The sequence below is a fragment of the Enterobacter sp. WP_7_1 genome (genome assembly GCF_003688535.1).
Taxonomy (GTDB): Bacteria; Pseudomonadota; Gammaproteobacteria; order Enterobacterales; family Enterobacteriaceae; genus Enterobacter; species Enterobacter asburiae.
On sequence record NZ_REFK01000001.1, the window covers coordinates 482,397 to 507,122 of the forward strand.

Annotated in this window: 25 protein-coding genes and 1 riboswitch; of the genes, 13 read left to right on the plus strand and 12 right to left on the minus strand. The window is 59.1% G+C overall.

Annotation, left to right across the window (positions count from 1 at the left end; translation table 11 throughout):
• Positions 1-89: 89 nt before the first annotated feature.
• Together BJ885_RS02385 and bioA are read right to left on the minus strand one after the other, a co-directional pair.
• On the minus strand, positions 90-566 hold the full coding sequence (locus BJ885_RS02385; protein ID WP_029742175.1) for a kinase inhibitor: 477 nt from the start codon (positions 564-566) through the stop codon (positions 90-92).
• A 48-nt stretch (positions 567-614) separates the two neighbouring features.
• A complete protein-coding gene (bioA, locus tag BJ885_RS02390; protein ID WP_375714056.1) occupies positions 615-1,904 on the minus strand; it encodes an adenosylmethionine--8-amino-7-oxononanoate transaminase in 1,290 nt (429 codons plus the stop codon).
• An 86-nt stretch (positions 1,905-1,990) separates the two neighbouring features.
• Between bioA and bioB the strand changes: the two genes are divergently transcribed.
• Genes bioB through bioD form a run of 4 tightly spaced genes read left to right on the plus strand, consistent with a single transcriptional unit; the run spans position 1,991 to position 5,618 of the window.
• Positions 1,991-3,031 carry a biotin synthase BioB gene (gene bioB, locus BJ885_RS02395; protein ID WP_121425411.1) on the plus strand — a complete coding sequence of 347 codons (1,041 nt, stop codon included), beginning with the start codon at positions 1,991-1,993 and terminating at the stop codon, positions 3,029-3,031.
• Positions 3,028-4,185 carry an 8-amino-7-oxononanoate synthase gene (gene bioF / locus BJ885_RS02400; RefSeq protein WP_121931093.1) on the plus strand — a complete coding sequence of 386 codons (1,158 nt, stop codon included), beginning with the start codon at positions 3,028-3,030 and terminating at the stop codon, positions 4,183-4,185. Before bioB ends, bioF begins: the two co-directional genes overlap by 4 nt.
• Positions 4,169-4,924, plus strand: a complete 756-nt coding sequence (bioC, locus tag BJ885_RS02405; protein ID WP_121931094.1) for a malonyl-ACP O-methyltransferase BioC — start codon at positions 4,169-4,171, stop codon at positions 4,922-4,924. The genes bioF and bioC overlap by 17 nt, the downstream gene beginning before the upstream one ends.
• Positions 4,917-5,618 carry a dethiobiotin synthase gene (gene bioD / locus BJ885_RS02410; RefSeq protein WP_183128602.1) on the plus strand — a complete coding sequence of 234 codons (702 nt, stop codon included), beginning with the start codon at positions 4,917-4,919 and terminating at the stop codon, positions 5,616-5,618. The genes bioC and bioD overlap by 8 nt, the downstream gene beginning before the upstream one ends.
• Here bioD and BJ885_RS02415 read toward each other — a convergent pair.
• A complete protein-coding gene (locus BJ885_RS02415) occupies positions 5,581-6,303 on the minus strand; it encodes an ABC transporter ATP-binding protein (protein ID WP_029742169.1) in 723 nt (240 codons plus the stop codon). The genes bioD and BJ885_RS02415 overlap by 38 nt on opposite strands.
• Before the next feature lie 752 nt (positions 6,304-7,055).
• Between BJ885_RS02415 and uvrB the strand changes: the two genes are divergently transcribed.
• Positions 7,056-9,071, plus strand: a complete 2,016-nt coding sequence (uvrB, locus tag BJ885_RS02420) for an excinuclease ABC subunit UvrB (RefSeq protein ID WP_029742168.1) — start codon at positions 7,056-7,058, stop codon at positions 9,069-9,071.
• Between the two features lie 72 nt (positions 9,072-9,143).
• On the opposite strand, the gene yvcK is transcribed toward uvrB, so the two are convergent.
• Positions 9,144-10,052, minus strand: a complete 909-nt coding sequence (yvcK, locus tag BJ885_RS02425; RefSeq protein ID WP_121931096.1) for a uridine diphosphate-N-acetylglucosamine-binding protein YvcK — start codon at positions 10,050-10,052, stop codon at positions 9,144-9,146.
• 225 nt (positions 10,053-10,277) lie between these two features.
• A riboswitch (molybdenum cofactor riboswitch) is annotated at positions 10,278-10,411 on the plus strand.
• Between yvcK and moaA the strand changes: the two genes are divergently transcribed.
• The 6 genes from moaA to BJ885_RS02455 all read left to right on the plus strand — a co-directional run bounded on the left by moaA (position 10,399) and on the right by BJ885_RS02455 (position 13,878).
• Positions 10,399-11,388 carry a GTP 3',8-cyclase MoaA gene (gene moaA / locus BJ885_RS02430; protein ID WP_047648329.1) on the plus strand — a complete coding sequence of 330 codons (990 nt, stop codon included), beginning with the start codon at positions 10,399-10,401 and terminating at the stop codon, positions 11,386-11,388. (Overlaps the previous riboswitch by 13 nt.)
• Positions 11,389-11,412: 24 nt before the next feature.
• The gene (gene moaB / locus BJ885_RS02435) at positions 11,413-11,925 is read left to right on the plus strand and encodes a molybdenum cofactor biosynthesis protein B (RefSeq protein ID WP_024908761.1); all 513 of its coding nucleotides are present in this window, start codon (positions 11,413-11,415) and stop codon (positions 11,923-11,925) included.
• A gap of 3 nt (positions 11,926-11,928) precedes the next feature.
• Complete coding sequence (moaC, locus tag BJ885_RS02440; protein ID WP_008501142.1) at positions 11,929-12,414, plus strand: cyclic pyranopterin monophosphate synthase MoaC; 486 nt, start codon at positions 11,929-11,931, stop codon at positions 12,412-12,414.
• Positions 12,407-12,652, plus strand: a complete 246-nt coding sequence (moaD, locus tag BJ885_RS02445; protein WP_023334974.1) for a molybdopterin synthase sulfur carrier subunit — start codon at positions 12,407-12,409, stop codon at positions 12,650-12,652. Before moaC ends, moaD begins: the two co-directional genes overlap by 8 nt.
• Before the next feature lies 1 nt (position 12,653).
• Positions 12,654-13,106 (plus strand): molybdopterin synthase catalytic subunit MoaE, encoded by a 453-nt coding sequence (moaE, locus tag BJ885_RS02450; protein ID WP_121931097.1) that lies wholly within the window; start codon positions 12,654-12,656, stop codon positions 13,104-13,106.
• A 64-nt stretch (positions 13,107-13,170) separates the two neighbouring features.
• Complete coding sequence (locus BJ885_RS02455; RefSeq protein ID WP_029742164.1) at positions 13,171-13,878, plus strand: Bax inhibitor-1/YccA family protein; 708 nt, start codon at positions 13,171-13,173, stop codon at positions 13,876-13,878.
• A gap of 105 nt (positions 13,879-13,983) precedes the next feature.
• On the opposite strand, the gene BJ885_RS02460 is transcribed toward BJ885_RS02455, so the two are convergent.
• Genes BJ885_RS02460 through BJ885_RS02470 form a run of 3 tightly spaced genes read right to left on the minus strand, consistent with a single transcriptional unit; the run spans position 13,984 to position 16,942 of the window.
• On the minus strand, positions 13,984-14,946 hold the full coding sequence (locus BJ885_RS02460; RefSeq protein ID WP_023310857.1) for a YbhN family protein: 963 nt from the start codon (positions 14,944-14,946) through the stop codon (positions 13,984-13,986).
• The gene (gene clsB, locus BJ885_RS02465) at positions 14,946-16,184 is read right to left on the minus strand and encodes a cardiolipin synthase ClsB (RefSeq protein ID WP_121931098.1); all 1,239 of its coding nucleotides are present in this window, start codon (positions 16,182-16,184) and stop codon (positions 14,946-14,948) included. Before clsB ends, BJ885_RS02460 begins: the two co-directional genes overlap by 1 nt.
• Positions 16,181-16,942 carry an endonuclease/exonuclease/phosphatase family protein gene (locus BJ885_RS02470; RefSeq protein ID WP_121931099.1) on the minus strand — a complete coding sequence of 254 codons (762 nt, stop codon included), beginning with the start codon at positions 16,940-16,942 and terminating at the stop codon, positions 16,181-16,183. The genes clsB and BJ885_RS02470 overlap by 4 nt, the downstream gene beginning before the upstream one ends.
• A 133-nt stretch (positions 16,943-17,075) precedes the next feature.
• On the opposite strand from BJ885_RS02470, the gene BJ885_RS02475 reads away from it, so the two are divergent.
• Complete coding sequence (locus BJ885_RS02475) at positions 17,076-17,486, plus strand: YbhQ family protein (protein WP_014883088.1); 411 nt, start codon at positions 17,076-17,078, stop codon at positions 17,484-17,486.
• On the opposite strand, the gene BJ885_RS02480 is transcribed toward BJ885_RS02475, so the two are convergent.
• The 5 genes from BJ885_RS02480 to cecR are packed head-to-tail and all read right to left on the minus strand — an operon-like array spanning position 17,448 to position 23,088.
• Positions 17,448-18,554, minus strand: a complete 1,107-nt coding sequence (locus tag BJ885_RS02480; RefSeq protein ID WP_023310860.1) for an ABC transporter permease — start codon at positions 18,552-18,554, stop codon at positions 17,448-17,450. The two genes, BJ885_RS02475 and BJ885_RS02480, sit on opposite strands and share 39 nt — an antisense overlap.
• A 9-nt stretch (positions 18,555-18,563) precedes the next feature.
• Positions 18,564-19,697: an ABC transporter permease gene (locus tag BJ885_RS02485; protein ID WP_121931100.1), complete on the minus strand. Its 1,134-nt coding sequence runs from the start codon at positions 19,695-19,697 to the stop codon at positions 18,564-18,566.
• Positions 19,687-21,426 (minus strand): ATP-binding cassette domain-containing protein, encoded by a 1,740-nt coding sequence (locus BJ885_RS02490; protein ID WP_121931101.1) that lies wholly within the window; start codon positions 21,424-21,426, stop codon positions 19,687-19,689. Before BJ885_RS02490 ends, BJ885_RS02485 begins: the two co-directional genes overlap by 11 nt.
• Positions 21,419-22,414, minus strand: a complete 996-nt coding sequence (gene hlyD, locus BJ885_RS02495; RefSeq protein ID WP_121931102.1) for a secretion protein HlyD — start codon at positions 22,412-22,414, stop codon at positions 21,419-21,421. The genes BJ885_RS02490 and hlyD overlap by 8 nt, the downstream gene beginning before the upstream one ends.
• A complete protein-coding gene (gene cecR, locus BJ885_RS02500; RefSeq protein WP_029739819.1) occupies positions 22,411-23,088 on the minus strand; it encodes a transcriptional regulator CecR in 678 nt (225 codons plus the stop codon). Before cecR ends, hlyD begins: the two co-directional genes overlap by 4 nt.
• Positions 23,089-23,295: 207 nt before the next feature.
• Between cecR and rhlE the strand changes: the two genes are divergently transcribed.
• Positions 23,296-24,660 (plus strand): ATP-dependent RNA helicase RhlE, encoded by a 1,365-nt coding sequence (gene rhlE / locus BJ885_RS02505; protein WP_121931103.1) that lies wholly within the window; start codon positions 23,296-23,298, stop codon positions 24,658-24,660.
• Positions 24,661-24,726: the final 66 nt, after the last annotated feature.

Sequence of the window (24,726 nt, forward strand, 5' to 3'; positions counted from 1 at the left end):
CTAACCCTCTCCCACAGGGAGAGGGAATTGCCCGGTTTTCTCCCTCTCCCTGTGGGAGAGGGCCGGGGTGAGGGCATCAGCCCGCACTATTATGAATACATCGCCGTAATCGACGCGCTGCCCAGCGAATGGAAATGCACGTTAAACCCGACCATCGCGCCGCTCGCCCCTTCATCGACCTCAATCTTCTCCACATCCAGCGCGTGCACCGTGAAGATATAGCGGTGGGTTTCCCCTTTTGGCGGCGCCGCGCCGCCGTAGCCCGCTTTACCAAAATCGGTGCGCGTCTGAAGGGCGCCTTCAGGCAGGGCAACCAGGTCTGAACCGGAACCCTGCGGCAGGACGCGCGTGTCGGCAGGCAGGTTCGCCACAATCCAGTGCCACCAGCCGGAGCCGGTAGGCGCATCCGGGTCGTAGCAGGTCACGACAAAGCTTTTGGTTCCGGCCGGAACCTCGTCCCACGCCAGGTGTGGGGAGATATTGTCTCCCTGATACCCCATGCCGTTGAATACGTGGCGTTCCGGCAGTTTTTCACCGTCGCGCAGATCTTTACTGATGATTTTCATACGGTTTACCCTCGTTGATCGCTCGTTCAGCAAGTGTAATGCATAGGGTTACATCGTGAAATGCGCGGGAATGTTAACGGCTGTTACAACCGCGTCGGTTAATTTACGCAGCTGCTCCGGCGTAATGCTGTACGGCGGCATCAGGTAGATAAGCTTGCCGAAAGGCCGCACCCAGACGCCCTGCTCAACGAAGAAGCGCTGCAGCGCCGCCATATTCACCGGATGGGTGGTTTCAATCACCCCGATGGCGCCCAGCACGCGAACGTCCGCCACAAAATTCGCACCCGAGGCGGCGCTCAGCGCCTCTTTCAGCTGCGCCTCAATCGCCGCCACCTGCGTCTGCCACTCGCCGCTCTCCAGAATGGCCAGGCTTTCGCTTGCGACGGCGCAGGCGAGAGGATTACCCATAAACGTCGGGCCGTGCATAAAGCAGCCCGCCTCGCCGTCGCTGATGGTGTCGGCAACCTGACGGGTCGTGAGCGTGGCGGAGAGCGTCATGGTGCCGCCGGTCAGCGCCTTGCCCAGACACAGAATATCCGGCGCAATGCCTGCATGCTCGCAGGCAAACAGCCTGCCGGTGCGGCCAAAGCCGGTGGCGATCTCATCGGCAATCAGCAGAATGCCCTCGCGGTCGCACATCCTGCGAATACGTCTCAGCCATTCCGGATGGTACATCCGCATTCCGCCTGCGCCCTGCACAATCGGCTCGAGGATCACGGCGGCGATTTCATGGCGGTGCGCCGCCATCAGCCGGGCGAAACCGACCATGTCCATCTCGTTCCACTCGCCGTCGAAACGGCTCTGCGGGGCAGGGGCAAACAGGTTTTCCGGCAGATAGCCTTTCCACAGGCTGTGCATCGAGTTGTCCGGATCGCACACCGACATCGCCCCGAAGGTATCTCCGTGATAGCCGTTGCGGAAGGTGAGGAACCGCTGGCGCGTTTCACCCTTCGCGTGCCAGTACTGCAGCGCCATTTTCATCGCCACTTCCACCGCCACGGAGCCGGAATCGGCCAGGAACACGCACTCCAGCGATTCAGGCGTCATCGCCACCAGACGACGGCATAAATCCACCGCGGGCTGATGGGTGATTCCGCCAAACATCACGTGCGACATCTGGTCAATCTGGGCCTTCATCGCCGCATTCAGGCGCGGGTGGTTGTACCCGTGAATGGCCGCCCACCACGAAGACATCCCGTCAACGAGCTGTTCGCCGCTGGCGAGGTGCAGCTCGCAGCCGTGGGCCGAGGCCACCGGATAAACGGGAAGAGGGCGGGTAGTGGAGGTGTAAGGGTGCCAGATATGCTGCTTGTCGAAGGTGAGATCGTCCTGGGTCATAATCGACTTGTAAACCATTTTGAAAAGTTTTAGGTTTACGAGTATAAACCGAACCGAAAATTAACAAAACCCTTTGGAGAAGCCCGATGGCTCACCACGCACGCTGGACGATGTCGCAAGTCACTGAATTATTCAACAAACCTTTCCTTGAGCTGATGTTCGAAGCCCAACAGGTGCATCGTCAGCACTTCGATCCTCGCCATGTTCAGGTCAGCACGCTGCTGTCGATCAAAACCGGCGCCTGTCCGGAAGACTGCAAATATTGCCCGCAGAGCGCGCGCTACAAAACCGGCCTGGAATCTGAACGGCTGATGGAGGTGGAGCAGGTGCTCGACTCGGCGCGGAAGGCGAAAAACGCCGGCTCGACCCGCTTCTGCATGGGCGCGGCGTGGAAGAACCCGCACGATCGCGACATGCCGTATCTGGAACAGATGGTGAAGGGCGTGAAGGAGATGGGCCTCGAAGCCTGTATGACGCTCGGCACGCTGAACGACGAGCAGGCGCAGCGCCTCTCCGCCGCAGGGCTGGACTACTACAACCATAACCTCGACACCTCGCCGGAGTTTTACGGCAACGTCATCACCACCCGTACCTATCAGGAGCGTCTGGATACCCTGGATAAAGTGCGCGATGCCGGGATCAAGGTCTGCTCGGGCGGTATTGTCGGCTTAGGCGAAACGGTGAAAGACCGCGCGGGCCTGCTGCTGCAGCTGGCGAACCTGCCGACCCCGCCGGAAAGCGTGCCGATCAACATGCTGGTGAAGGTTAAGGGCACGCCGATGGCGGACAACGACGACGTGGATGCGTTTGATTTTATCCGCACCATCGCGGTGGCGCGCATCATGATGCCGACCTCTTTCGTGCGCCTCTCCGCCGGTCGCGAGCAGATGAACGAGCAGACCCAGGCGATGTGCTTTATGGCCGGAGCCAACTCCATCTTCTACGGCTGCAAGCTGCTGACCACGCCGAACCCGGAAGAGGACAAAGACGTTCAGCTGTTCCGCAAGCTGGGGCTTAACCCGCATCAGACCGAGGTGCTGACGGGCGATAACGAGCAACAGCAGCAGCTGGAGCAGCAGATTTTCAACGCCGACACCGACCAGTTCTACAACGCGGCAGCCGTATGACCTGGCAGGCACGCATTAATACCGCGCTGGACGAACGCCGGGCGGCAGAGGCGTTTCGCGTTCGCAGAGTGGTGGAAAACGGCGCGGGCCGTTTTCTTACCCGCGAGGGGCGGCAGTTTTGTAATTTCTCCAGCAACGACTATCTCGGGCTGAGCCAGCATCCGGCCATCATCCGCGCCTGGCAGCAGGGTGCGGAGCGGTTTGGCGTGGGCAGCGGCGGCTCGGGACACGTCAGCGGATACACTACGGCGCATCAGGCGCTGGAAGAAGCGCTTGCCGACTGGCTGGGCTACCCGCGCGCGCTGCTGTTCATCTCCGGCTTTGCCGCCAACCAGGCGGTCATTACCGCGCTGATGGGAAAAGAGGACCGCATTGTCGCTGACCGCCTGAGCCACGCCTCGCTGCTGGAGGCGGCAAATTTAAGCCCGGCGCAGCTGCGCCGCTTTGCCCATAACGATGCGGGGCAGCTCGCCGCGCTGCTGGATAAACCCTGCGACGGACAGCAGCTGGCGGTCACTGAAGGCGTGTTCAGCATGGACGGCGACAGCGCGCCGCTTGCCGCGCTGCACGAGGCCGCAAAGCGGCAAAACGCCTGGCTGCTGGTTGACGATGCCCACGGCATTGGCGTGATGGGCGACGAAGGTCGCGGCAGCGCACACCAGCAAAACGTGAAGCCGGAGCTGCTGATTGTCACCTTCGGCAAAGGCTTTGGCGTCAGCGGCGCCGCCGTGCTGTGCAGCGATTCGGTCGCCGACTATCTGCTGCAGTTTGCCCGACACCTGATTTACAGCACCAGCATGCCCCCGGCGCAGGCCGTGGCGCTGTCTGCGTCGCTGGCGGTGATCCGCAGCGCAGAAGGGGATGAACGTCGTCAGCGGCTGGCAGAGCATATCTCCCGCTTCCGCAAGGGGCTAGCGGCGCTGCCCTTCCACAGCCCCGATTCGCAAAGCGCCATCCAGCCGGTGATTGTCGGCGAAAACGGCCGCGCGCTGGCGCTGGCACAGGCGCTGCGCGAGCGCGGCATGTGGGTGACCGCCATTCGCCCGCCAACGGTCCCGCCGGGTACAGCGCGGCTGCGCTTAACCCTGACGGCGGCGCATGAGGCACGGGATATCCAGACGCTGCTGGAGGTGCTCCATGTTGCCGGTAAATAAACAGGCCGTTGCAGCGGCATTTGGCCGGGCCGCGCAGAGCTATTCGCAGCACGATGAGCTGCAGCGTCAGAGCGCGGAGGGGCTTCTGGCCGCGCTTGGCGAGAACCGTTTTCCGCAGGTGCTGGACGCCGGCTGTGGTCCCGGCAGCAACAGCCGCTACTGGCGCGGGGCGGGAAGCCAGGTCACGGCTATCGACCTCTCAGAGCAGATGCTCGACGAGGCGCGTCAGCGACAGGCCGCGGACCATTATCTGCTGGCCGATATCGAGGCGATCCCGCTGGCGGATGCGCAGTTCGATCTGGTCTGGAGTCATCTGGCGGTCCAGTGGTGCAGCAGCCTGCCGCAGGCCTTACGCGAGCTTTATCGCATGGCGCGACCGGGCGGGAAGGTGGCCTTTACCACCCTGCTGGAAAGTTCGCTGCCGGAGCTGAATCAGGCGTGGAAAGCGGTGGATGAGCAGCCGCACGCTAACCGCTTTTTATCGCATGACCAGGTGACGCAGGCGCTGGCAGGCTGGCGCTACCGCAGCGCGGTGCAGACCATCACCCTCAATTTTAGCGATGCGTTCAGCGCGATGCGCTCGCTGAAGGGCATCGGGGCCACGCACCTGCATGCCGGACGGGAGAAAAAACCGCTGACCCGGGGCCAACTGCAGCGTCTGGAGCTGGCCTGGCCGCAGCAGCGGGGACATTTCCCGCTTTCTTATCAACTTTTTCATGGGATTATCGAACGTGAGTGAACGTTATTTTGTCACCGGAACGGATACGGAAGTGGGCAAAACGGTGGCCAGCTCGGCGCTGCTGCAGGCGGCACGACTGATCGGAAAAAACACCGCCGGGTATAAGCCGGTTGCTTCCGGCAGCGAGATGACGGTGGAAGGGTTACGCAACACCGACGCGCTGGCGCTCCAGCGTAACAGCACGTGTGAGCTTGCCTATTCAGCGGTGAATCCGTACACCTTTGCCGAGCCGACCTCGCCGCACATCATCAGCGCTGACGAAGGTCGTCCGATTGATTTCACCCTGCTGTCAGCCGGGTTACGGACGCTGGAAAGCCAGGCCGACTGGGTGCTGGTGGAAGGCGCAGGCGGCTGGTTTACGCCGCTTTCGGACACGCAGACGTTTGCCGACTGGGTGCAGGCCGAGCAGCTTCCGGTCATTCTGGTCGTCGGCGTCAGGCTGGGCTGTATCAATCACGCCATGCTGACCGCGCAGGCCGTGCAGCAGGCCGGGCTGCGTCTGGCGGGCTGGATAGCCAACGACGTGGTTGCGCCGGGGAAACGACACCAGGAGTATCTGGCGACGCTCAGGCGCGTACTTCCCGCCCCGTGCCTCGGGGAAATTCCCTGGCTTGCAGACGGCGCGGAAAATGCCGACACCGGACGTTATCTCGATCTCAGCGTCTTGCTTCCCGCGACATCCAGTGCGCGATAAGCTCGTCATCCAGTTCGTTAACGTGGCCCTGCGCCACGTTACGCCCGCGATAGAGCATACAGAAACGGTCCGCAACGCGGCGGATAAACGACAGCTGCTGTTCCGCTAGCAGCACCGTCATACCTAACTCCCGGTTTAAGCGCACCAGCAGCTGCCCCAGCCTCTGGGCGAAGCTGTGTCCTGCGCCGTGCAGGGGCTCATCGAGGATCAGCAGGTGCGGACGGTTCACCAGCGCATTAGCCAGCGCCAGCTGGTACTGGTCGTCCGGAGAGAGCGTGTTGGCGCGGGCCTGCCGCAACGCGTAGAGCGCCGGAAACAGGTCGTAAACGTCACTTTTTGCCTCCGGGTTGGGTTTCCCCATCGCCCGCATGGCGATATGCAGATTCTCCTCAATCGTTAGCTGGGAGAAGATCCGCCTGTCCTGTGGGACATAGCCTATCCCCGGTCCTGAGCGCTGTTCTGGCGGCAGGTTAAGCAAGTCGCGCGGCGGCGCGCCCGCCTCGTGCCAGATGATGCTGCCGCTTTCAACGGGCACTCTCCCGGCGATGCAATTCATGAGGGTGGTTTTCCCCATCCCCGGCAGGCCAACGACGCCAGTACACATCCCTTGCGGAAAATCCAAATTCACGTTCCATAGCGTATGTTGGCTTCCGTAAAACTGATTCACAGCACGCAGACTCAACATCTTTTTCTCCTTAAAAATGTGTGTAGGTGAGGCTCGTGTTTGAATCTGCAAAACCCCTGCCAGAAACGGAAAAGTGTTCAAATAAACGGCTTTTTTAGGAATAAATCACCGGAAAGCGGTTTATAAAAAACCGGATTGCACATCGACGGTGCTGGAGGTGGTGAGTTGTGGTGCAGAACCCAAAATGATGAAAATGTGAGCAAGATCCCATCGGTTGGTTATGAATGACGCAACTGTTAATCATCAAAAAATAGCTATAAAATTTTTTTACTGCCGTCTCGTGGGAAAAACCGGGAATTTGCCGAGCGCCAGTCTGCATGGGCTGGAAGCAGTTATCCACTATTCCTGTGGATAACCATGTGCATTAGAGTTAGAAAACACGCGATAAGCGAGAGAAGACGCGGCTTACGCCCAAATTGGCGCGAAACGCGGCTTTAGAAAATATCGTTTATTATTTAATTGCTTAGATAAAAGCAATTCCCGTCATGAAAGTGTCACCGGTTGCCACAAAACTATCATTACCTGGCTTGACAAATGTTAAAAAAGAAAAAGTTCTGGGGATAACCTGACCTGACTGGTGTTTTATATTGTCACAGTCCAAATTTTGGCCGTTATCCCACTAATCATTCAGGTGCTATGCTAAATATCCTGACATGCTACTGGTTTTTCATCCAGTGTTTTTTACTGGCATTCCTGGCAACAACGAGTAAAATTACTCACCTGCCGCTTATAACGTCATCAGGTTGTCGCCCATGAGTAAACCGTTCAAATTGAATTCTGCTTTCCGTCCATCTGGCGATCAGCCTGAGGCGATCCGTCGTCTGGAAGAGGGGCTGGAAGATGGGCTGGCGCACCAGACGCTGCTGGGGGTAACCGGCTCGGGTAAAACGTTCACCATCGCCAACGTGATTGCGGATCTCCAGCGCCCAACGATGGTGCTGGCGCCCAATAAAACCCTGGCCGCACAGCTTTACGGCGAGATGAAAGAGTTCTTCCCGGAAAATGCGGTGGAGTATTTCGTCTCCTATTACGATTACTACCAGCCTGAAGCCTACGTACCGAGCTCTGACACCTTCATCGAGAAGGATGCCTCGGTGAACGAACACATCGAGCAGATGCGTCTCTCAGCCACTAAGGCGCTTCTGGAGCGTCGCGACGTGGTCGTCGTTGCGTCGGTTTCCGCGATCTACGGTCTGGGCGATCCGGATCTCTATCTCAAGATGATGCTGCACCTGACGCAGGGGATGATCATCGACCAGCGCGCCATCGTTCGTCGTCTGGCGGAGCTGCAGTATGCCCGTAACGATCAGGCGTTTCAGCGCGGCACCTTCCGCGTACGCGGTGAGGTGATCGACATCTTCCCGGCGGAATCGGACGATATGGCGCTGCGCGTCGAGCTGTTTGACGAAGAGGTTGAACGCCTGTCGCTCTTCGACCCGCTGACCGGACACGTTGAGTCGGTGATCCAGCGCTTTACCATCTACCCGAAAACGCACTACGTGACGCCGCGCGAGCGTATCGTGCAGGCGATGGAAGAGATCAAAGTGGAGCTGGCCGAGCGCCGTAAGGTGCTGCTGGCGAACAATAAGCTGCTGGAAGAGCAGCGCCTCAGCCAGCGCACCCAGTTCGACCTTGAGATGATGAACGAGCTGGGCTACTGCTCCGGCATTGAAAACTACTCGCGCTTCCTCTCCGGACGCGGGCCGGGCGAGCCGCCGCCGACGCTGTTTGATTACCTGCCGGCAGACGGTTTGCTGGTAATCGACGAATCCCACGTCACGATCCCGCAGATCGGCGGGATGTACCGCGGCGACCGGGCGCGTAAAGAGACGCTGGTAGAGTACGGGTTCCGCCTGCCGTCGGCGCTGGATAACCGTCCGATGAAGTTTGAAGAGTTTGAGGCGCTCGCGCCGCAAACCATCTACGTCTCGGCCACGCCGGGCAACTACGAGCTGGAGAAATCCGGTGAAGACGTTGTCGATCAGGTTGTGCGTCCGACCGGGTTGCTCGACCCGATTATTGAAGTTCGTCCGGTGGCCACGCAGGTGGACGATCTGCTCTCAGAGATCCGCGCTCGTTCCGCTATCAACGAGCGCGTGCTGGTGACCACGCTCACCAAGCGTATGGCGGAAGACCTCACCGAGTATCTCGAAGAGCACGGCGAGAAGGTGCGCTATCTGCATTCGGATATCGACACCGTGGAGCGCATGGAGATTATCCGCGATCTGCGTCTGGGCGAGTTTGACGTGCTGGTGGGGATCAACCTGCTGCGAGAAGGTCTGGATATGCCGGAAGTCTCGCTGGTGGCGATTCTGGATGCGGACAAAGAGGGTTTCCTGCGTTCTGAACGCTCCCTGATCCAGACCATCGGCCGTGCGGCGCGTAACGTCAACGGTAAAGCGATTCTGTACGGGGACAAAATCACCCCGTCGATGGCGAAAGCGATTGGCGAAACGGAGCGCCGCCGCGAGAAACAGCAGCGCTACAACGAAGAGCACGGCATCACGCCGCAGGGGCTGAACAAGAAGGTGGTGGATATTCTGGCGCTGGGTCAGAACATTGCCAAAACCAAAGCGAAAGGCCGCGGCAAGGCGCGTTCAGTGGTGGAAGAAGATACCGTCGTGCTGACGCCGAAAGCGCTGCAGCAGAAAATCCACGAGCTGGAAGGGCAGATGATGCAGCACGCGCAGAATCTGGAGTTCGAAGAGGCGGCGCAAATCCGCGACCAGCTACATCAGCTGCGGGATCTTTTCATCGCGGCATCGTGAGTAAAGCAATGTTTTCTCCCTCTCCCTGTGGGAGAGGGCCGGGGTGAGAGCAACAGGCCGCACAAAATGAACCTAACCCAGCGCCTGAATCGCCTTCTCCAGCGCCTCGCGCAGCAGGTGACGGTCATGGCGATATTTAATATCACTCGCTTCCAGCGGCTCCTGCACCACCACGCGGTCGCCAATACCCGACACATCCACCTTCGGCCCCACCACGACGCCGTCGATGATTTTCTTGCCGACGTAATGCTCCATTAATTCAAGCTTGTCTGCCAGCGACAGGCTCGCCGCCGCCGGGCTCAGTTCACGTCCCAGGTTACCGATGTAAACCATCGGGGCAGGGGTGCGGCGCAGCGCCTGCGCCAGCTCTTTCACCAGCAGAATGGGCATCAGGCTGGTGTAAAAACTGCCCGGGCCGATCAGGATAAGATCCGCTTCCCCGATGGCCTCCACCGCTTCTCGCGTGGCGGGTACGCTTGGATAGGTCATTAACTCCGTGGGCGGCAGGATGAGCTGGTCAATATTCACTTCGCCGTAAACTTCATGCCCTTCGGCATCGATTGCCATCAAGTCAACCGGTTGTTCGGACATGGGGATCAGGAATGCGTCCACTTTGAGCAGATTACGGATTAAGTTGATGGCTTCCAGAGGCCTTACGCTCAGGTGATCGAGCGCCTTTAACATCAGATTTCCGAGGTTATGTCCGGAAAGTTCGCCATTACCGCCAAAACGGTACTCAAACATCGCCGACGCGACGCTCGGCTCGGTAATTAACTGGTTCAGGCAGTTGCGCATGTCTCCCCAGGCAATGCCGCCTTCGGCACGACGAATGCGCCCGGTTGAGCCGCCGTTGTCGGTGGTGGTCACTATCCCTGTCAGCCTTGAGCCGAGTGACGACAAAGAGGACATAACCCGGCCTAAGCCGTGTCCTCCGCCAAGAGCGACCACTCGGTCAAGATCCGCAAAAGTGCGATTGCGCATACGTATTCCTTATCACGTTCGATCGCGTAACAGTAACCTAACTACCCCTAAAAGACGATGCCTCACCCGATGCAAAATGACGTATATCAATGTGAAAATGCGGTTTTTAGGTATTCTGTAGCGAAAATGCAGGATCGATTCGCTATATAGATAATTATATAGCGTGAAGCGATAATGGCGTCGTCAGAATTTCCGCGCTACTATCGCCCTAACCACGTTTTCAAAATTGAAAACATACACTCTAGCCCTTGTGCCTGTGTCGAAAGATATGGCGCTCTGGCCGTGGCGAATTTGCCACCAGGGTACAGAAAGAAATGACTGTGCCTCCCGATCTGGAAAGGTGTACATGGCTTCACAACTTACTGATGCTTTCGCGCGTAAGTTTTATTACTTACGTCTGTCGATTACCGATGTGTGCAACTTCCGCTGCACCTACTGCCTGCCCGATGGCTACAAACCGGGCAGCGTCACCAATAACGGCTTTCTCTCCGTGGATGAAGTGCGCCGCGTTACGCGCGCCTTCTCAGAGCTCGGCACCGAAAAAGTGCGTCTGACCGGCGGCGAACCCTCTCTGCGCCGTGATTTTCCCGACATCATTGCCGCCGTGCGTGAAAACGAACGTATCCGCCAGATTGCCGTGACCACCAACGGTTACCGCATGGCGCGTGACGTGGCGAACTGGCGCGATGCGGGGCTGACGGCGATCAACGTCAGCGTCGATAGCCTGGACGCCCGCCAGTTCCACGCCATCACCGGCCAGGATAAATTTCAGCAGGTCATGGACGGCATCGACGCCGCGTTCACGGCGGGCTTCGAGAAGGTCAAAGTCAACACGGTGCTGATGCGCGATGTGAACCATCACCAGCTCGATACCTTTCTGGCGTGGATCAAATCCCGCCCCATTCAGCTGCGTTTTATCGAGCTGATGGAAACCGGCGAGGGCAGCGAGCTGTTCCGTCGCCATCACATCTCCGGCATGGTGCTGCGCGACGAGCTGCTGAAACGCGGCTGGATCCACCAGATCCGCCAGCGCAGCGACGGCCCGGCGCAGGTCTTCTGCCACCCGGATTACGAAGGTGAGATCGGGCTTATCATGCCCTATGAGAAAGACTTCTGCGCCAGCTGCAACCGCCTGCGCGTCTCCTCCGTTGGCAAGCTCCATCTTTGCCTGTTCGGCGACGGCGGCGTAGACCTACGCGATCTGCTGGAAGACGATGCGCAGCAGGACGCGCTTGAAGCACGTATTTCTGAAGCGCTGACGCATAAAAAACAGACCCACTTCCTGCATCAGGGCAATACCGGTATTACTCAGAACCTGTCCTACATCGGCGGGTAATCAGGCTTAAGAAGGAATCAGAAGATGAGTCAGGTAAGCGCAGAATTTATCCCGACACGCATTGCTATCCTTACCGTTTCCGACCGCCGTGGCGAAGAGGATGATACCTCCGGCCACTGGCTGCGCGAGGCTGCCCATGACGCGGGGCATCACATCGTCGATAAAGCGATAGTGAAGGAGAACCGCTACGCCATTCGCGCGCAGGTTTCGCAGTGGATCGCCAGCGATGAGGTGCAGGTGGTGCTAATCACCGGCGGCACCGGCTTTACCGCAGGCGATCAGGCCCCCGAAGCGCTGATCCCGCTGTTCGACCGCGAGGTAGAAGGCTTCGGCGAAGTGTTCCGCATGCTCTCCTTTGAAGAGATTGGTACCTCCACGCTGCAGTCGCGCGCCGTTGCCGGGGTGGCTAACAAAACCCTGATTTTCGCCATGCCGGGCTCGACCAAAGCCTGCCGCACCGCGTGGGAAAACATCATCGCCCCGCAGCTGGACGCCCGTACCCGTCCGTGTAATTTCCATCCCCATTTAAAGAAATAAGCTATGTCACAACTGACCCACATTAACGCCGCCGGTGAAGCGCATATGGTGGACGTCTCCGCCAAAGCCGAAACGGTGCGCGAGGCGCGCGCGGAAGCGTTTGTCACTATGCTGCCGGAAACGCTGGCGATGATTATCGACGGCAGCCACCATAAGGGCGACGTCTTTGCCACCGCGCGCATCGCGGGTATTCAGGCCGCCAAGCGCACCTGGGACTTAATTCCGCTGTGCCATCCGCTGATGCTGAGCAAGGTGGAAGTGAACCTGCAGGCGCAGCCGGAGCATAATCGCGTGCGCATTGAGTCACTCTGCCGCTTAACCGGCAAAACCGGCGTGGAGATGGAGGCGCTGACGGCGGCCTCAGTTGCCGCGCTGACTATCTACGACATGTGCAAAGCGGTGCAGAAAGATATGGTGATTGGCCCGGTGCGCCTGCTGGCAAAAAGCGGCGGCAAATCCGGTGATTTTAAGGTGGATAGCCATGATTAAGGTGCTCTTTTTTGCCCAGGTGCGCGAGCTGGTGAATACCGATAGCCTGACGCTGGATGCGTCCTTCGAAAACGTCGCTGCCCTGCGCGCGCATCTGGCGGCACAAAGCGACCGCTGGGCGCTGGCGCTGGACGAAGGCAAGCTGCTGGCCGCCGTTAACCAGACGCTGGTGGAGTTCACTCATCCGCTGAAGGAAGGCGATGAAGTGGCCTTCTTCCCGCCGGTAACGGGGGGCTAAGATGGCTGAAACCCGAATTCTGGTGAGCCCCGAGCGTTTTAACGTAGGGACAGAATACAGCTGGCTGGCGGAACGCGATGAAGACGGCGCGGTTGTCACCTTCACCGGCAAAGTGCGCAACCACAACCTCGGCGACAGCGTGAAGGCCCTGACGCTGGAGCACTATCCGGGGATGACCGAGAAATCGCTGACGGAGATTGTGGTCGAGGCGCGAGGCCGCTGGCCGCTCGGACGCGTCACGGTGATTCACCGCATCGGCGAGATGTGGCCCGGCGAGGAGATTGTCTTCGTCGGGGTGACCAGCGCACACCGCGGCAGCGCGTTTGCGGCAGGGGAGTTCATTATGGATTACCTCAAAACCAAAGCGCCGTTCTGGAAGCGCGAAGCCACGCCGGAAGGTGACCGCTGGGTAGAATCGCGCGACAGCGATAAACAAGCTGCCAGCCGTTGGTAGTCGGTTTACGTGGATGTGTTAATCTTAACGTGTGTGTCTACTTAATCTTAATCAGGAGTGAATCATGGACCGATTTCCGCGTTCCGATTCAATAGTACAGCAGACCCGTAGCGGCCTGCAGACGTATATGGCTCAGGTGTACGGCTGGATGACGGTTGGCCTGCTGCTTACCGCGTTTATCGCGTGGTATGCGGCGAACACGCCTGAACTGATGATGTTTATCTTCTCCAGCAAAATCACCTTCTTTGGGCTGATTATCGCGCAGCTGGCGCTGGTGTTTGTGCTTTCGGGTCTGGTGCAAAAGCTCAGCGCCGGAATGGCGACCACGCTGTTTATGCTCTATTCGGCGCTAACGGGGCTGACGCTTTCCAGTATTTTCATCGTCTACACCTACTCCTCCATCGCCAGCACCTTTGTGGTGACCGGCGGGATGTTCGGCGTGATGAGCCTCTACGGTTACACCACGAAGCGCGATCTGAGCGGTTTAGGCAGCATGCTGTTTATGGGGCTGATTGGGATCGTGCTGGCGTCGCTGGTGAACCTGTGGCTGAAGAGCGACGCGCTGATGTGGGCTGTGACCTACATCGGGGTGGTGATCTTCGTTGGGTTGACGGCGTATGACACCCAGAAGCTGAAAAACATCGGCGAGCAGATCGACGTACGCGACAGTTCAAACCTGCGCAAATACGCGATTCTGGGCGCGCTGACGCTGTATCTGGACTTCATCAACCTGTTCCTGATGCTGCTGCGGATTTTCGGCAACCGTCGTTAAGGTTGTTTTGCCGGGTGGCGGTGCGGTCTGGTGCCCTCACCCTGACCCTCTCCCACGGGAGAGGGAACAAACACTAAAAACGGCAACCTTGTTGCCGTTTTGCTTTTATTTCGCTAACGCCTTCTCGTTCTTCGCTCTCAGCTTTTTCGCCCGACTCTCCAGCACCAGATAACAGACCGTTGCTAGCGCCAGTGGCAGGAAGTAATACAGCATCCGGTATGCCAGCAGGGCCGCGATAATCGTTCCCTGAGAGACATGCTCCCCGGCCAGCAGGGCGATAAATACCGCTTCCAGCACGCCGATCCCCGCCGGAATATGCACAATCACGCCCGCAATGCTGCTCACCAGCAGCACGCCCAGCACGAAGAAGTAGTTCACGTCCTCGCCAATCAGCAGCCAGATAATGGCCCCCATCGCCATCCAGTTGGCGCTGGAGACGGCCATCTGCAGCACCGCAAACTTCCATGAGGGCAATACCAGCTTTTGCCCTTTGATGGTCATATGGCGGCGTTTAGCAAAGGCGCAGGCCCACAGATACACGGCGATAATCAGCAGCAGTACGATGCCCAGAATGCGCAGCGTGGCCTCATCGATATACCAGTGCGCGGGCAGCTGCACTACGCCGATGGTGAAGATCACCCCGCCGAGCAAAATATAGCCCAGCCAGTTGGTGGTAATGCTTAACGAGAAAATGCGCGTGATAGTCCCGCCCGGCAGGCCGAGCCGCGAATAAAGGCGATATCGCATGCCGATGCCGCCGACCCAGGTGCTCAGCGTCAGGTTAAAGGCGTAGCAGATAAACGACACCAGCATAACCTGACGTTTGGCCAGCTTGTGGCCGCAGTAAGCGCGGCCCAGCAGATCATAGCAGCCGTACATCAGGTAGCTCACGATAACCAGCCCCACAGCGCCCAGCAGCACCATCCGGTTATAGTTGCGGATGACTTTCCACACCTCTTCCCAGTCAACTTTCTGCGCGTAGACCACCAGCAGAACCGCGACCGCAATAAAAAACAGCCAGGTCAGGATCTTTTTTGCCAGCCGCCAGCGCGGATGCGATTTCGACATCAGGGTTTGCCTCCGTCTTCCGCTTCAATACGGTCCTGGGTTTCCATTTCCGGTTGTACCGGCGGATCCACTTGCGCAAGCTTAGGCGTATGCGCTGGCAGCCAGCCGACCATGGCCGGGAAATGGCGTAGAAAGTGGAACACCACCACGCTGATGCCCAGGTTCCACCAGGTGCGTTTAGGGACCATGGATTCGTCCACGCGCACGCTGTCGTTAACGATTAGCGCCTGCAGGTTATCCCGCAGGGTCTGGTTAAACTGGCGATCGTGAATGATCAGGTTAGCCTCGAGATTGAGCGATAAGCTCAGCGGATCGAGATTACTGGAACCCACGGTTGCCCAGTGATCGTCCATCAGCGCCACTTTGCCGTGCAGCGGTCGGCGTCGATATTCGTAGATCTGTACGCCGCCCTTCACCAGATAGTTATACAGCAGCCGCGCGCCGACTTTGACTATCGGCATATCCGGCTCGCCCTGCACAATCAGCTTCACGCGTACCCCGCGTCGGGCCGCATTGCGCATGGCGTGCAGCAGACGGTAGCCCGGGAAAAAGTAGGCGTTGGCGATGATGACCTCGCGCTTCGCGTTGGCGAGCATCTTGAGATAATGACGTTCAATGTCGTCCCGGTGCTCGCCGTTATCCCGCCAGACGAAAAGGGCCTGCGCTTCGCCGGGCTTCCGGTTCTCTTCCGGGCGATGGCGGCGTCTCCACCAGCGGCGAACGGCCTCTTTCCCCGGCAGGTTCTCCAGCTCAAACAGCAAAATGTCCTGCACCACCGGGCCTTCAATGCGAATCGCGTAGTCCTGCTTCGCTTCCGGGCCGTAGTCGGACATATGCTCAGCGGAATAGTTAATGCCGCCGACAAACGCCACCGTCTCGTCCACCACCACAATTTTGCGGTGCATCCGGCGGAAAAGATTGGTACGCATGCCGAACAGGCGAGGGCCGGGATCGTAGTAGCGGAACACCACGCCCGCGGAGGTCAACTCATTCACAAACGCATCGCTGAGATCCGGCGAGCCATAGCCATCAAGCAGCACTTCAATTGTGACGCCGCGCCGGGCGGCGCGCAGCAGCACGCTGTGCAACTGCTTACCCACATTGTCTTCGAACCAGATAAAGGTCTCGAGGATCACCTTCTGCTGCGCGTTATCAATCGCCTTAAACACGGCCGGGTAGTACTCGTCCCCGTTGACCAGCAGCGTGATCCGGTTGCCTTCCTGCCAGGAACATTTCATAGGTGGATCTCCGCGCTGAGCGGCGCGTGGTCGGAAAGATGTCGCCAGTTAAGGAGCGCCAGGGCGGTCGGGCTGCTGGCGTGGGCATTTTTCACGTAGATGCGGTCAAGCCGAAGCAGCGGGAAACGGACCGGGAAGGTGCGCGCAGGCCTGCCGTTGGCGCGAGTAAAAATCTCCTCCAGCCCGGCACCTACCTTCAACGGATGGTTTGCCCGCTGTCGCCAGTCGTTGAAATCGCCCGCCACCACCACCGGTTCACCTTCGGGAAGCGCGTTGGCCCATTCGGCCAGCATTTTCAGCTGCGCCTGACGATGGGCTTCGCGAAGGCCCAGATGAACACAGCCGACATGGACAGGTCGCTCGAGGTCGGGCGGCGTAATGCGGCAGTAAAGCAGGCCGCGTTTTTCGCTTTCCCCAACGGAAACATCGCGGTTTTCGTAATGTTCAATGGGGTAACGGGACAGCACCGCGTTTCCGTGATGCCCTTCCGGGTAGACCGCGTTGCGGCCGTAGGCGTAATCACTCCACATGGTGTCGGCCAGAAATTCATAGTGCGGCGTGTCGGGCCAGTTCTCAAAGTGGAGCGGATGCACTTCGTGTGCGCCCATCACCTCCTGCAGGCAGACAATATCCGCGCTGACGGTGCGAACCGCGTCGCGCAGCTCCGGTAAAATGAAGCGGCGATTAAATGCTGTGAAGCCCTTATGAATGTTTATCGTCAGCACCTTAAGCGAGAAATGCTGCATTTTTTGAGTCATAAGCTCCTTCCTGAGTGACTATCCCAATGAAAATAAAGTGTAGTCGGCGTCACAAAAAGATGCGGCGTTACGGAATTTTCCGTAAAGTGCGGTAGTCTGATTAAGCAGAGAAAAATCCTTCAGGAGAGAAGCCATGAAGTGGCAACAACGTGTTCGTGTCGCAACTGGCCTGAGTTGCTGGCAGATAATGTTGCATTTACTGGTCGTGGCCGTACTGGTGATGGGCTGGATGAGCGGCACGCTGGTGCGTGTTGGCCTGGGGCTATGCGTCCTTTATGGCGTCACCGTGCTGTCGATGCTGTTCTTACAGCGCCACCACGAAGCGCGCTGGCGCGAGGTGGGTGATGTGCTCGAAGAGCTCACCACCACATGGTATTTTGGTGCGGCGATGATTGTGCTTTGGCTGCTGTCGCGCGTGCTGCAAAACAACCTGCTGCTGGCCCTGGCGGGTCTGGCTATCCTCGCAGGGCCTGCGGTCGTCTCGCTGCTGACCAAAGAGAAAAAGCTACGCAATGTTGCGTCTAAACATCGCGTACGCCACTGAGCCCGTCGTGGCCGCAATCACCAGTAGCGGCCACAAACTTCCCCAGACAATATCCAGACTCGCATCCTTCAGATAGATTTGCTTGGTGATGTCCGTAAAGTGCCGAATCGGGTTTACCCACGTCAGATCCTGTAGCCACACCGGCATGTTCTCGACGGGTGAAACATAGCCCGAGAGCAAAATCGCGGGCATCATAAAGACGAACACCCCGATAAACGCCTGCTGCTGCGTCGAGCAGAGCGCCGAGATCAGCAGTCCAAACCCCACCAGCGACAGCCCGTAAATGACCATCGTGAAGTAAAACAGCGCCAGCGAACCGGCGAACGGGATCTGGTAGGCCCAAATGCCTACCCCCAGCACGATGGTGGCCTGGAACGTCGCGACAATCAGCGCCGGCACCGCTTTGCCGACGAAAATTTGCCAGGTGGCGAGCGGGGAGACCAGCAGCTGGTCCAGCGTGCCCTGTTCGCGCTCGCGGGCGACGGAAAGGGAAGTCACGATCATCACCCCGATAGTGGTGATCATGGCGATCAGCGACGGCACCACGAACCACTTGTAGTCCAGGTTCGGGTTGTACCAGTTGCGCACCACCAGCTCGCTGTTGTTGGGCTTCGGTTTGCCCTCCATCAGCTCCTGCTGATAATCCTTCACCACCTGCTGCAGATAGTTGGCCGCTATCTGGGCGCTGTTGGAGTTACGTCCGTCGAGAATCAGCTGCATCGGCGCGGTCTGGAAGGTATCCAGATTGCGGGAGAAATCCGCCGGGAACCGCACCAGCAGCAGCGCTTTTTGCGTGTCGATGGTGGGCTGGATCTCCTGCGGGCTTTTCAGCAGCAGGATGTGGGTAAAGGCCTTCGCGCGGGCAAAACGCTGCGTTAGCTCGACGGAATGCTTGCCGTTGTCTTCGTTGTAAATGGCAATGGTGGCGTTGGTCACCTCAAGTGTGGCGGCAAACGGGAACAGTAAAACCTGGATCAGCACCGGCAAGACCAGAATGGCGCGGGTTTGCGGCTCGCGCAGCAGGGATTGCAGCTCTTTGCGTATCAACGTCCATAATCGGTGAAACATGTTCGCTCCTTAATCCAGTCGCCGTTTGGTTTTCATCCACGTCAACCCGATAAACATCGCCGCTGACGCCATTAAAAACAGCGTGTTGACGATCAGCACCACCGGAATATTCCCCGCCAGGAAGAGGCTTTGCAGCGTGCTCACAAAGTAGCGAGCCGGAATAACATAGGTCACGGCGCGGATCACCGCAGGCATACTGTCTATCTGGAAGATAAACCCGGACAGCATAATCGACGGTAAAAAGGCGGCGTTGAGGGCCACCTGCGCGGCGTTAAACTGGTTGCGGGTGATGGTGGAGATGAGCAGCCCCATGCCCAGCGTGCTGAGTAAAAACAGGCTGGTGATAAAAAACAGCACCACCAGCGAGCCGCGATACGGCACGCCGAGGATAAAGACTGACACCAGCATGCAGAGCAACATCGCCAGCATGCCGAGGAAGTAGTAGGGGATGAGCTTGCACAGCAGCAGCTCGACGCGCGTCACTTCGGTAGAGAGCAGCGCCTCCATGGTCCCGCGCTCCCACTCGCGGGCGATCACCAGCGAGGTCAGGATCGCGCCAATCACCGTCATGATAATCGTCACCGCGCCTGGGATAATAAAGTGCTGGCTGATGGCGGCGGGGTTAAACCAGTAGCGCGTCTGCACGTCGATCAGCGGTTCAAACGTCTCGCCCCGGTCTTCCGCGCGCTGCATCTGCCAGAGCTGCCAGATCCCCTCCGCGTAGCCCTGTACGAAGTTGGCGGTGTTCGGCTCGCTGCCGTCGGTAATCACCTGGATCGGCGCATCGGCATTCGCCCGCGCCATATTGGCGGCAAAATCCACCGGAATGACGATCAGACCGCGAATTTTCCCGGCCTGCATTTTCTGGATCAACTCCTGCCTGTTATCGCTGATGGTGGCGTCAATGTAGGGTGAACCGGTCATGGCGTGAGTAAAGTCCAGCGCATCTTCACTCTGCTGCTCCAGCAAAATCCCGACCCGCAGCCTGCTGGAGTCCAGGTTAATGCCGTAGCCAAAGATAAACAGCAGCAGCAGGGGGATCACTACCGCAATCAGCCAGCTGCTGGGGTCACGCACGATCTGCCGCGTCTCTTTAACGCACAGCGCGCGCACCCTGCGCCAGGAAATGGCATTACTGCGCATGGGCATTCTCCTTATCCCAGTCGTGGATGAGGGTGATAAACGCCTGCTCCATGGTCGGGTCCGGGACCTCAGCGTCGGCGGCCTGGTTTTTCAGGTCGTCCGGGGTACCGTGGGCAATCAGCTTGCCGCGATATACCAGCCCGATGCGGTCGCAGTACTCCGCCTCGTCCATGAAGTGGGTGGTAACCATCACGGTCACCCCTTTTTCCACCATGCTGTTGATGTGCAGCCAGAACTCGCGGCGGGTAATGGGATCAACGCCTGAAGTCGGTTCATCCAGAAACAGAATATCCGGCTCGTGCATCAGCGAGCAGGCCAGCGCCAGCCGCTGTTTAAAGCCGAGCGGCAGCTCGTCGGTGGCGTGGGAGGCGATGTTGGTTAAGGCGAAGGCGTCGCTCATGCGGCGAATTTTCTCGTTCTGCGCCCGCCCGCGCAGGCCGTACACGCCGGAGAAAAAGCGCAGATTCTGCTCGACCGTCAGGTTGCCGTACAGGGAAAACTTCTGCGCCATATACCCCAGATGCTGGCGCGCCTTGCCGGAGCTGACCTTCAGGTCCATATCCAGCACCAGCGCCTTGCCGGACGTCGGCACCAGCAGGCCGCACATCATCTTGAAGGTGGTCGATTTTCCCGCGCCGTTCGGCCCGAGCAGGCCAAAAATCTCGCCGCGTTTAACCGCGAAATTGACGTTGTCGGTGGCGGCGAAATCCCCGAACTTTTTGGTGAGGGATTTGGCTTCAATCACCGTTTCGCCCGGCGTGCCTTCCACCGTATGCAGAATGGCGGCAAGCGGCGACTCTGACGTACCCGCGCCGCCCAGCAGGTCGATAAACGCGTCCTCAAAGCGCGGCGCGGTCTCTTCTATCTCGATCTCAGGCATGCCTTGCGCCTGGCGAATATCGTCGACGGTGGCCTCTTTTTTGAGGATCACCCGTACCGAGCGGCCCTGGATCATCCCGTCGCTGACCTGCGGCAGCCTGAGCACCCGCTGCAGCAGCCTGCGGTTGGACTCCTGCGGGCTGTGCAGCAGGAAGCTGCGTCCGGCCATGCTCTGCGTCAGCGTCGTCGGCTCGCCCTGATAAAGCAGTTCGCCTTCGTTCATCAGCAGCACGTCCCGGCACTGTTCCGCTTCGTCGAGGTAGGAGGTGCTCCAGAGGATCAGCATCCCGTCGCCCGCCAGCTCGTGCACCATCTGCCACAGTTCGCGGCGCGAAATGGGGTCTACGCCGACGCCGGGCTCGTCCAGCAGCAGCACTTTCGGCTCGCCGACCAGCGTGCAGGCCAGCCCCAGCTTCTGCTTCATCCCGCCGGAGAGCTTGCCCGCCAGCCTGTCGGTGAACGGGCCGAGGGAGGTAAACTCCAGCAGACGCGCGAAGGTTTTCTGTCGGGTTTCGCCGGTGACGCTGCGCAGGTCGGCGTACAGGTTCAGGTTTTCCATCACCGTCAGGTCTTCATACAGGCCAAACTTCTGCGGCATATAGCCGAGCATGGCGTGGAGCGCGCCGTCATCCTCGATCGGGTCAAGACCGAGCACGCTGGCCGTGCCTTCGTCCGGTTTGAGCAACCCCGCCAGCATCCGCATCAGCGTGGTTTTCCCCGCACCGTCCGGACCGACCAGCCCGGTCACGTAGCCTTTCTGGATAGTGCAGTTCAGCGGCGCGACGGCCGGTTTGTCCATTCCCGCGAAGCGTTTAACAAGATTGTTGAGCTGAATAACCGCGTCATTCATGTCGTTCCCCGCTGTCTACTTTTACGGTGACAGGCATGCCCTGACGCAGCGCGTCGTCCGCATCGGTCACGATAATGCGCAGGCGATACACGAGGTCGGTACGCAGGTCCGGTGTTTCAACGGTTTTCGGCGTGAATTCGGCGGTAGGGGAGACAAAGCCCACTTTGCCGTGATACGGCTTGTCCGGGCGACCGTCGGTATAAAGCAGCAGCTCGCGGCCCGGCTGCATCTGTCCGAGATTCGGCTCATCAACGTAGGCGCGTACCCAGACCGGGCGGGTCAGGGAGAGCGTTAAGACGGTGCTGCCCGCGCTGAGCATGCTGCCCGGCTCCACGGCGCGGGTCATCAGCATGCCGTCAGACGGCGCGATTAAGGTGGTGTCGCGCAGATCAAGCTCTGCCTGGGCCAGCTGCGCCTGCGCCTGTTCAAGGCTGGCCTTCGCCTGGGCGATATCCTGCGGGCGGTTACCGGTGTGGTACTGGCTTAATTTATCCTGCGCGGACTTCAGCGTGGCCTGCGCCTGGTCGCGGGACGAGCGCGCATTTTCCAGATCGTTGGCGGAAATGGTGCGGCTTTTCCACAATCCCTGCTGGCGCGCGTAGAAGTTCTGCGCGTAGTCATAGGCGGCTTGCGCCTGCTTAACTGCGGCGGCGGCCTGAGCGATCTCTTCGTCGCGATAGCCTGCCAGCATCAGATCATACTGCGCCTGGGCGACGGACACGCCCGCTTTGGCCTGCAGCAGCGCATTCTCATAGGGCGCTTTATCCAGCATCCCCAGCGTCTGCCCGCTTTTGATGGCATCGCCTTCGTCAACGCTCAGCGAGGCGAGGCGTCCGCCCACGCGGAAGCTCATGTTCACCGTGCGAATATCCACGTTACCGTACAGCGTCAGGCCTTTATCCTGATGGCTCTGATACCACAGCCATCCACCGACTCCGGCAGCAAGCAAAACAACAACCACCAGAATGATGGCGACAGGTTTTTTCATGACTTCAGGCTCCTTTGCGTTAAGCCTTGCAGGATCAGATCGACGTGACAGGCGATGACCTGGCCAATCTGCGCGGCTTTATCCTCATCAAATTGTGTCCAGCCGGTGCGTAACAGGATGGTTTCCCTGCCCAGACGGAAGGCAAGGATTTCACCCAGCAGGGCGTGGGTATGCAAAATTGTCTCGGTATCACCGGCATCCCGACCGGTATAGGCGGCGATCAGCCGGGTCAGATGCGAGTGCATTGGCTCAATCACCCGATCGTGTACACGCTGGTAGGCGACGGTCGGGGAGAGCTGCTCCCGGGAGATAAACTTGCTCAGGTTGAGCGTATCGTCGTGCGTCAGCAGGCGGATCATATCGTGGCAGGCATTGAGAATAAGCTGGCGAACGGCGGCGCGATCGGGCGACGGCTGGCCGAGCAGCGCGGTGGCTTCCTCAACGTGCGGGTGAAACTGCGTGCCGATAAAATCGGCGATCCACTCGGCGCAGGCGAGGTATAAATCCTCTTTTGAGCCAAAATAGTAGGTAATCGCCGCAATGTTCTGCCCGGCCAGCGCGGCAATATCGCGCGTGGTTGCATGCAGCCCGTACTCACCAAACTGCGCCAGCGCGGCGGCGATAAGCTGATTTTTGGCCTGTTCACCTTTGGTTGTTGTGGGGGTCGTATTCATGGCGGCATTAAGAATTAATCAATCGATTGATTAAGATTATGCCTGATTCCTGCTTTCGTCGAGGAAACGCTGAGGGATATTTTATGCGCCACGTCACAAAAGCTGCTACACTCCGCTCCTTCGCGACATTGTGGTTTTTGTCCTCCCCTATTCGTTATATCTCCCTGAAAACTACACCTGTGATGGTCGGGGCGGTTCGGAGTTTTTATGTCTTTTGATTCCCTTGGCCTGAACCCGGAAATTCTGCGCGCGATCGCAGAACAGGGCTACGTTGAGCCAACCCCAATCCAGCAGCAGGCTATTCCTGCCGTCCTGCAGGGCCGTGACCTGATGGCGAGCGCCCAGACCGGTACCGGCAAAACCGCGGGCTTTACCCTGCCGCTGTTAGAGCTGCTGGTAAAAAACCAGCCGCACGCCAAAGGCCGTCGTCCGGTGCGTGCCCTGATCCTGACCCCAACCCGCGAGCTGGCGGCGCAGATTGGTGAGAACGTGCGTGACTATAGCCGCTATCTCAACATTCGCTCGCTGGTGGTTTTCGGTGGCGTCAGCATCAACCCGCAGATGATGAAGCTGCGCGGCGGCGTGGACGTGCTGATAGCAACGCCGGGCCGTCTGCTGGATCTCGAACACCAGAACGCGGTGAAGCTCGATGGCATCGAAATTCTGGTGCTGGACGAAGCCGACCGCATGCTCGACATGGGCTTCATCCACGATATTCGTCGCGTGCTGGCCAAGCTGCCCGCGCGTCGTCAGAACCTGCTCTTCTCCGCGACCTTCTCCGACGAGATCAAGGCGCTGGCGGAAAAGCTGCTGCATAACCCGCTGGAAGTGGAAGTAGCGCGCCGCAACACCGCCTCCGAGCAGGTGACGCAGCACGTTCACTTTGTGGATAAAAAGCGCAAGCGGGAACTGCTCTCCCAGATGATCGGCCAGGGCAACTGGCAGCAGGTGCTGGTCTTTACCCGCACCAAGCACGGCGCCAACCACCTGGCGGAACAGCTGAATAAAGACGGCATCCGCAGCGCCGCCATTCACGGTAACAAGAGCCAGGGCGCGCGTACCCGTGCGCTGGCTGACTTCAAATCCGGCGACATCCGCGTGCTGGTGGCGACCGACATCGCTGCCCGTGGCCTCGACATTGAAGAGCTGCCGCACGTGGTGAACTACGAGCTGCCAAACGTGCCGGAAGATTACGTTCACCGTATCGGCCGTACCGGCCGCGCGGAGGCAACCGGTGAAGCGCTCTCTCTGGTCTGCGTGGACGAGCACAAGCTGCTGCGCGACATCGAGCGCCTCCTGAAGAAAGAGATCCCGCGCATCGAAACCCCGGGTTATGAAGTGGATCCGTCGATCAAAGCCGAGCCGATTCAGAACGGTCGTCAGGGCGGCGGCGGTCGCGGTCAGCAGCCGCGTCGTGCCGAAGGCGGCGCGCCGAAATCATCCGGCAAACCGCCGCGTCGTAACAACGACAGCAAACCGGCGGGTGAAAACCCGTGGCGCAGCGGCGAAGGGAAACCGGCAGGGGAAGGGCAGCGTCGACGCCGCCCGCGCAAGCCTGCTAACCCGCAGTAATCTGGAAGCCCGGTCGTAAAGCCGGGCTTTTCTTTTTGCGGCAGCGAAGAGAAAGTGCCACAATAG